The organism is Vibrio sp. 2433-A1 (genome assembly GCF_056726085.1).
In genome coordinates this window covers 155,322-163,583 of the sequence record NZ_JBRESC010000010.1, presented here as the reverse complement: position 1 = coordinate 163,583, position 8,262 = coordinate 155,322, and the positions used below count along the sequence as shown (strand labels likewise).

Sequence of the window (8,262 nt, the reverse complement as noted above, 5' to 3'; positions counted from 1 at the left end):
ACCCCGTTGATGACACGGTAGCCGTCGCCGTATCGATAGGCGTCCACGTCACTGAGTTAGACACGTCAGAGGACGTCGCATCACTGAATGTCGCTGTTGCAGTTAACTGCTGAGTCTGACCTTTTGCTACGTTGACCGGCGAAGGCGTCACTTGAATCGATGTAATGACCGCTGCCGACACATTCACATCCACCGTATTACTGGTCACGCCATCCTTCGTGGCTGTGAGGGTCGTATTACCCACGTTAGTCGCAGTAAATACTCCTGGCTCATCAAAGCGTCCTACATCAGGGTCGCTTGTGTGCCAATCACTCACGTTTAAATCCGTCAATGTGCGAGATGAGCCATCAGAGTAGTGACCAACCGCTTCGAAAGGTTGCTTGTTACCTACTGCAAGTGTCAGTTGACTCGCACCTCTCGTTGTTATCGGCGATGCGACGATGTCAATACGTTCTAATTTTATGGTTGATTCAGAGAAAGCACCTTCTGAATTACAACCGGCTATTAACGTTAGTAGTGGAAAAATCACCACTAAAAATAAGGTTTTAAAATATGTATTCATAAAAATATAACTTATCATTGATACTGGAAGCTAGGGATGGTGATTTCAACTCGGCGATTTTTAGCTCGTCCTTGTGCAGTATTGTTATCTGCAACAGGTTGAGATTCACCCTCACCTTTCCACTCAAGTTGCGTCGGTGTGACACCCAATTCAACCAGTTTATTGACAATCGCTTGAGCACGACGCTCAGAAAGATTTTGATTGTAGAGTGCTGAGCCTGTTGAGTCAGTGTGTCCAACAACTTTGGCCTGAACTTGTGGGTAAGAATTTAATACTGAAGAGGTCTCAGTTAATTGGTCAATAAACTCTTGGCTAAGTTTGACTGAATCAAAACCAAACAATACATCTGTAGTTTTTGATGAAAAGACCAATGTTTGAGGAGGTGTTTTTATAGTGACGGTATCTTTAACTGGAGAATTTTCAATAATAGATGTTGGCGCTGTTTCGACTAACGCTGGTTGAGTTGTACTGCCAAACGTATAGGTTAGACTGACAAACAATCCATGGCTATCATACTTACCCGTATTTGACTTACCAATACTGTCAATGTATTGATAGCCCGTTGATAATCGGACGTTAGGGTTAAAGGAATAGTTAATCCCCACCTCACCTAGAGGGGAAAAACCTGTCGCATCGCTCTTACTTGAAGACAGTTGCGTTTTTTCCATGTCCCAATAAGCAGCACCAAGCCGACCGTATAAACTTAGGTTATCTTGTAGATACCAATCGTAACGAAGAGCACTTTCAATCAACCAAGTTTTAACATTAACCGAGGTGGCGTCCGCCTTTAGTTTATCGTGATATTGATAGCCTAAATCCCAACTCCAAGAGGGCGTAAACTGTAACCCGCCATAGAGACCTAAAATTGTGCCCTCTGGATTTGAATGATTGTAATTGTCGTCTTGATACCCACCCTTTACACCAACAAAAATCTGAGGGGACTCCGTCGCAGCCAGTACTGGAATACTGAATAAACTAGTAAGTAATATTATTTTTTTCATAATTTTCAGATAGATAGATAGATAGATAGATAGATAGATAGATAGATAGATAGATAGATAGTATCATTTTTAAGCAAACATTGCTTGGATATTGGGGCTTGAATCAACTGATCTGACCTGTTTGCACTTTATTTTCTACAAAGAAAGAACTCTCATCTTATCCAAAAAATGAAAACCAAAATAGCCGGTCTCAGAGAGATAAATATCGATAGAAGGTAACGCAAAAATCGAAATAGACTCACAAAATAGAGTCCACAGATAATAACTGGTTTTGATGCATTTGCTTTGCTATCAGAACACTAGAATTATTCAAGTTCACTTTCCGATCTCGTGCAACATTAAGCCATGCGCTTGTCTGCCTTGCATTAATCGGCGCTTAAAGTCATGATGTTGCAATTTTCATTATTATCAACAGGTTAGGCCATTGTGGTGTATCATCGCTACCAGTTAACCATATACACTATGGGGCTTATGGCCCCCCTATACCCCTATCACAGTATAAGCGAACGTCCTACTTGCGAGCTACGCTAAATAGCTATTCCAAATAGTAGATCACAGGAAGGGAACTCAGTCCTGTTTGAGCGATCAGATCTATCGCCAAACAAACCCACCACTCGCTGAGGACTGAGAATGGCTATCTTAGCACCACTATGCCGCGCTGAGCGCATGCAAAAATTGATTCAAAAAACCAACGATAAGCACTTTGCCAGGCGTCTGATGGCGATGTTGATGTTGCATCAAGGGCTGCCGGTTACCCAAGTTCAGCACATCACCGGCGCAGCCCGCTCCAGCATAGGCCGATGGTTGGGCTGGTACACCCAATGTGGCATCGATGGACTGAAATCAGAGAAATCGGGGCGGACTGGATGCCCAAAGGGCAGCAAAAACGTGTTGTCACCCCGGGTAACAACCGCAAGCACTACTTGGCAGGAGCGCTACATACCAAAACAGGAAAAGTGCTTTATGTGAGCAGCGCCAGCAAGGCATCGGAGCTGTTTATTACAGTGCTGGAAAAGCTCAAACGACATTACCGCAAAGCCAAAACTATCACGCTAATTCTGGATAATTACATCATTCACAAGAGCCGTAAAACCCTGGCTTGGCTCAAGAGCAACCCCAAGTTCAGGTTGTTGTTTCAACCGGTATACTCACCTTGGGTCAACAAGATAGAGCGCTTATGGTTGGCACTACATGAAACGGTAACCTGTAATCACAGTTGCCGAAACATGCGGGAACTTCTTGGCAAGGTATGGCATTTTAGGGAAACCGTTTCGCCTTTTCCTGGCAACGGACACGGTATCGCGAAAATGTAGCAGTATTCGGATCAGCTATTTAGGTGTTTGATTTTATATGAGGGCGTTAAACCGCTTCACAAATCCTTTGAGCGTGAGTTGCATCATTTTTTTGTTCGGCCTGATAACCGATAAGGAGAGACAAACGTTGGAGCAATAGGTCGAACTTCATATCCTACTTTTTCAAGGTCCGAACCCAAAAATAAGCGCTGCTACAACTTCCAATTAAACACGGTGGTTTGTATGCTAAGGTTTCCAATAGTTTAGCGCGACTTATTTTGGGTTTACAAAGGACAATATTACCTTTGTGAGCAGCTTCATGGAGTGCAACCCCATTTTTATCAGGCCGATACCTAATACAGTTACAGCCATGTTGGTCTCTCCGTATGAAATGGTTAAATTACTGCCACAGAACGCTCACTTGCCAACTTTTGAGCTACTCGAATCACCGTTCTAGTAGACACATTTGTCAACTTTGCGGTATCACTGATACTTAACCCGTTGATAACTCGTAGCTGATAGATCTTTTCGTGTAGATCAGAGTCAGCTTGCCGTCCTCTGTATTTACCTTCCTCTTTGGCTTTCTTTATTCCTTCAGCCTGACGACGACGGCGATCTTGGTAATCTTTTCTTGCGATAGCAGCTAGCATATCCATCATCATGCTATTTATTGCTTTGATCATCGAACCGGTAAATTCATCGGTGATTTGGGGAGAGAATGCAACATGACTGGTTGGTAAATCCAGACTAATCACCTTGAGTTCTTTTTCGTGCAGCATTTCTTTCAATGTGAACCAGCTTTCTTCATCAAGACGAGAAAGACGATCAATTTGCTCTATGATGATTGCATCACCAATTGCCGCATCATCAAGCAATCGAAGAAGCTCTGGTCTTTGTAAAGAAGCTCCCGATTCATTCTCAATATACCAACCCGCTATTCGAAAGCCCTTTTGCTGTACAAACTCCTGCAAAGCTTTCTGAGCACGCTTTGCATTCTGATCAGAAGTTGATGCTCTTAAGTATCCAAAGATGTACATAAGTTCCTCAAGGTGACATTTAGGTTATGATCTAAACGTGTATGACAAATAGGTTATGACAAATGTGCTTTTCGTGTCAATTTTTACTTATGACTTATAAGTATACTTAAATTTCACATAAAACATCGATTGTACAATCTTACCTCTAGTATGATGACCTTTCACTTGGGCTGATAGAGAAAAAGGAGAACGATGCAAACTGTTAAGCCAAGCCGAATTCAAATTCTGACAGATCAAGAGATCCATGAGCTGTATTCACGCCCTGTCTTTAATCAAAGTGAGCGGGAAGAGTACTTTTCGGTAGATCCCCGTATAGAGAAGGTGCTATCAACCTTGAGTAAAGTTGAAACTCGAATCTATTTACTACTTCTTATTGGGTACTTCCGAGCTAAGCCAGTCGTACCGAAGTTCAGATTGCGAGATGTCAAACAAGATGTCGATTACCTTTATGCAACTTACTTTCCAAACAGAAAGCCCAAATACCCGCTTATTGCCAAAAGTACTCGAGCAACATTGATATTGAAGATGTACGAAATCCTTGGTTTTACTCGACTCTCTAAGGTGGATGAGAAATCGTTGTTAGAACGCCTACAAGATGTGGCAACGATCTGTACTTATCCCAAGTATATTTTTGATGAATGCTTAGCCTTCTTTGGCCAAAAACGCATTGGCTTAGCCGGTTATTCAACATTACAAACCATGATCACGTCCGTCCTAGCCAGTGAGAGGCAGAGGACAGAGTCTATTCTCTCAAGTTCCATGTCAGATACCACTCGTATGCAACTTAAAAAAATACTGCATACCAAAGGGCGCTTGAATCAACTTTCAGCGCAGAAAGGCTCAGCGAAAGACTTCACCCCATCGGAACTTATGCGTGAAATTGAAACACACAGTACAATAAAAAGTGTGTATCAAGAGATAAAGGGGCTCATCAATGAACTCGGGCTATCGCAAGGGAACTTAACGTACTACGCGTCCATTATTCGGCACCAATCCCTGTATAAGATCCGTCGTTTTCCTGAATGGCAAGGGATGCTATATATCGTGTGTTACTTGTTTTTCCGTTATCAAGAAACGAATGATAAGTTAGTCACCGCGTTTCAGTATGTGACCAGAAAACAAAGGGAATCCGCCTCTGCCGCTGCTAAACAACGGATTGCAGATGAGCTTGAAGTGGTTAGAGACAAGTTGACCCACGCCGGTCACCTCCTTGGACTCTTTGTCGATGACTCCGTCAGTGACCAGACTCAATTTGGTGATATTCGGCAAAATGCCTTTGAAAAGCTCTCCAAAGATGAAATCCAGCTCATTAGTCAGCACTTAAATAAGGAAAATTTTGATAAGCGACAGTACGAATGGCAACACATTGACAGCCAATATAGAAAGATTTCAAACTCGATTAGGCCTCTTTTTCTAGCGATAGATATTGAATGTGAACCAGGTCAGACATTACTTTCTACGCAATTACAAATAGCAAAATCAGAGCTTCAAAAAGAAAAGCACCTTTGTACTGCCGACCAAAGGTTACTTCTTAAGCAGGACAAAGACTATATCGTTGATAAGGAAGGCGTTAACTATCGACGTTTTGAATATTACTTGTACCAGAAAGTCTCTCGAATGCTTGATAGCAACCATATATTTGTCAACGAAAGTGCGAAAAACAAACGTCTCGAAGATGATCTTATCCCTATAACTGAATGGAAAAAAAATGAAAATCTTGTTGCCAATACAGGGTTAGATAAGTTGATTGCTCCTATCGAGCAAACCCTTGCGACATTAACAAAATCCGTGCGTCACAAAATGGCTCAAGTCAGCCGCAATATCAATGATGGAGCCAATGATTTTGTTATCCATCAACCTCGCACCAATCAGCTCACTTGGAAGTTAGCTAATAAGCGTTGGAAAGACGATCTTGATAACCCGATTTACAACCAACTTCAACATATGGGTATTATCGAAATCATGGATTACGTTAATCAGAGAACCGGTTACTTAGATGCCTTCAAAAGTATCGGAACTAAAAAGCTAGGAAGTAAGGCGAGAGAAGAAGACTTACTCGCTTGTATCTTTGGCAATGGCTCTAATTATGGATTGCATCATATGTCATCGATATCTGATCGAGCCATTGGTGTTCTGAGAGCCGTAAATGATGGATACATTCGGCCGGAGACGACAAGCGATGCCAATGATGTGATCTCGGATGCTCTGGCAAAACTTCCGATCTTTAAACATTACACGATCAACGAGTCCACCCCTTTTGGTAGTATTGATGGTCAAAAGCATGCCTGCCGCATCAATACATTCAAGGCTCGATTTTCAGCAAAATACTTCCGTAAAGGCAAAGGAGTATCCGCCCTTACGTTGGTGTCAAACCATGTCCCTGTCAACACCAAGATCATTTCAGCTAACGAGTATGAAGGACATCATGCTTTTGATTTGCTCTATAACAATAGCAGCGATATTCAGCCTAAAGCGTTAGCAACCGATACTCATGGGGTCAATAATGTCAACTTTGCGATCCTTGACTTATTTGGTTACCAATTCGCTCCACGATACGCCAAGTTTAAATATGTCTTCCATGATTTGTTCGAAATAGAGCATGGAGAGGCCGTATCATTAAAGCTGCGCCGACCGTTTAACACCTCACTAATCAAACGTGAGTGGGAAAATATTCAAAGGATCATTTGCTCATTAAGTCGTAAGACAACGACACAAAGTACGATCATTACCAAGCTGTCGAACGGCAAACAGAACAGTCGAACCTTAGCCGCACTTAGAGAGTATGACCGAATCATTAAATGCCTCTATATCCTCGATTATGTTGACGATAAAGTCCTGCGACAGTTTGTTCAGCAAGCTTTGAACCGTGGCGAAGCCTACCACCAACTACGTCGAGCTATTGCGTCAATCAATGGAAATCAATTCCGTGGAGGCAATGATTATCAGATAGATCAGTGGAATGATTGTGCGAGAATTATTGCTAACTGCATCATTTATTATAACTCAGCCTTGCTATCCAATCTGATTGAAAAGTTTGAGCAAGAAGGTAATCAGGAAGTGGTGAATCTGATAGCGGGTTTATCTCCAGTCGCATGGCGTCATATCCAACTTGCCGGTAATTACACCTTTGGTATTCAGAAAGACAATATCGTTCTAGAGAAACTGCTTGAGAACTTAGAACCTTGGAGAGAGGATAGCATGGTCGAACTGGTGGCTTAAGAAGGATATTAGAGAGTAAGCGATCCCTGCCGGCCCTTATAAATAAAGGGCTGTAGGCTCACATTGGACTTTTCGCTGAAGTGGGCGCAAAACCCCACTTGGGCCGTTGGGTGAGCTGTTTGAGCAACAAGTCTTAGCGTTAGACTTTTATACCGCCGATACGCCAAGTTGGGACAGCACCAAGCCACCGGAGCAAGAGCAAGTGCGCTTAGGCGGATTGTATCGACTCAGAGGTTACACTAGCGGTCGTTATCATGGACGTTCGGCAGTGCATTACTCAGCAGAATACCGAGTGTTGCCAGACTGGCAGCCGCTTGATGATATTCCGGTGATCAATTACTACGACTTGCCATGGTGGCAGTGGGTGGTGTTTGCAGAAGCGGGGCGAGTCGCTGATGAGTATGATGCTAAAACGCTTCATACGAATATGCAGTGGAACCTTGGTGGCGCCGTACGCTTTCAAGTCGAAGGTATTGTGGTGCGAGCAGAGTTAGCCAAAGGGGTGGATGAAGGCACTTTCCGAGTGATGATTAATCAACCTTTTTAAGCACTAACAGTACTAATTTGGGAGCCGAATAGCTCCCTTTTTCGTTCTATTCGCCTTGCAGTGTCGCAATCACGCGGCGACTGCCACCATAATCTCGATGCTCGCCTAAATAGATCCCTTGCCAAGTGCCTAAAGCAAGTCGTCCGTTGCTAATTGGAATCATGATACTGCAGCCGAGCGTCGAAGCTTTAATGTGGGCAGGCATATCGTCATCGCCTTCATAGGTGTGTTTGTAGTAAGGCGCACGCTCGGGTACAAACTTATTGAAGTGCTTTTCCATGTCGTGGCGTACGGTCGGATCGGCATTTTCATTAATGGTTAAACTGGCTGAGGTATGTTGGATAAATAGCTGTAATAATCCGACAGAATAATCAGCTAATTGCGGTAATTGTTGTTCAATTTCATCGGTAATTAAATGAAAGCCTCGTTGACGCGCGTTTAAATGGATGACTTTTTGCTGCCACATAAGATGCCTATAATCGAGAATTCGTTAACCAAACGTTAAGCTTAACCTAGCTTGGTGGTAAACTCATAAAGCTGGTATTGGATTTGTTCAAATTTGAATCAGGGAACGTGACCTAACTCAATGTGGGTGAGAGTCGCC

General features: G+C 43.0%; 5 protein-coding genes and 2 pseudogenes. 3 read left to right on the top strand and 4 right to left on the bottom strand.

Annotated features, from left to right (window positions below; all coding sequences use genetic code 11):
• Together ACU01J_RS12285 and ACU01J_RS12280 are read right to left on the bottom strand one after the other, a co-directional pair.
• Window positions 1-562 (bottom strand): Ig-like domain-containing protein (locus ACU01J_RS12285; protein ID WP_481085964.1); only part of this gene is annotated, 562 nt, incomplete at its 3' end.
• Window positions 563-576: 14 nt separating this feature from the next.
• On the bottom strand, window positions 577-1,563 hold the full coding sequence (locus tag ACU01J_RS12280) for an OmpA family protein (protein WP_481085963.1): 987 nt from the start codon (window positions 1,561-1,563) through the stop codon (window positions 577-579).
• A gap of 630 nt (window positions 1,564-2,193) precedes the next feature.
• Here ACU01J_RS12280 and ACU01J_RS12275 point away from each other — a divergent pair.
• Window positions 2,194-2,876 (top strand): annotated as a pseudogene (locus ACU01J_RS12275) (IS630 family transposase).
• Between the two features lie 374 nt (window positions 2,877-3,250).
• On the opposite strand, the gene ACU01J_RS12270 reads toward ACU01J_RS12275, so the two are convergent.
• Complete coding sequence (locus ACU01J_RS12270; protein ID WP_038231468.1) at window positions 3,251-3,892, bottom strand: recombinase family protein; 642 nt, start codon at window positions 3,890-3,892, stop codon at window positions 3,251-3,253.
• 192 nt (window positions 3,893-4,084) lie between these two features.
• On the opposite strand from ACU01J_RS12270, the gene ACU01J_RS12265 reads away from it, so the two are divergent.
• The gene (locus ACU01J_RS12265; RefSeq protein WP_144232083.1) at window positions 4,085-7,111 is read left to right on the top strand and encodes a Tn3 family transposase; all 3,027 of its coding nucleotides are present in this window, start codon (window positions 4,085-4,087) and stop codon (window positions 7,109-7,111) included.
• A 97-nt stretch (window positions 7,112-7,208) separates the two neighbouring features.
• Window positions 7,209-7,658: pseudogene (locus ACU01J_RS12260) on the top strand (BamA/TamA family outer membrane protein); the annotation flags it as partial.
• Between the two features lie 46 nt (window positions 7,659-7,704).
• On the opposite strand, the gene ACU01J_RS12255 reads toward ACU01J_RS12260, so the two are convergent.
• The gene (locus ACU01J_RS12255; RefSeq protein WP_481085962.1) at window positions 7,705-8,124 is read right to left on the bottom strand and encodes a secondary thiamine-phosphate synthase enzyme YjbQ; all 420 of its coding nucleotides are present in this window, start codon (window positions 8,122-8,124) and stop codon (window positions 7,705-7,707) included.
• Window positions 8,125-8,262: the final 138 nt, after the last annotated feature.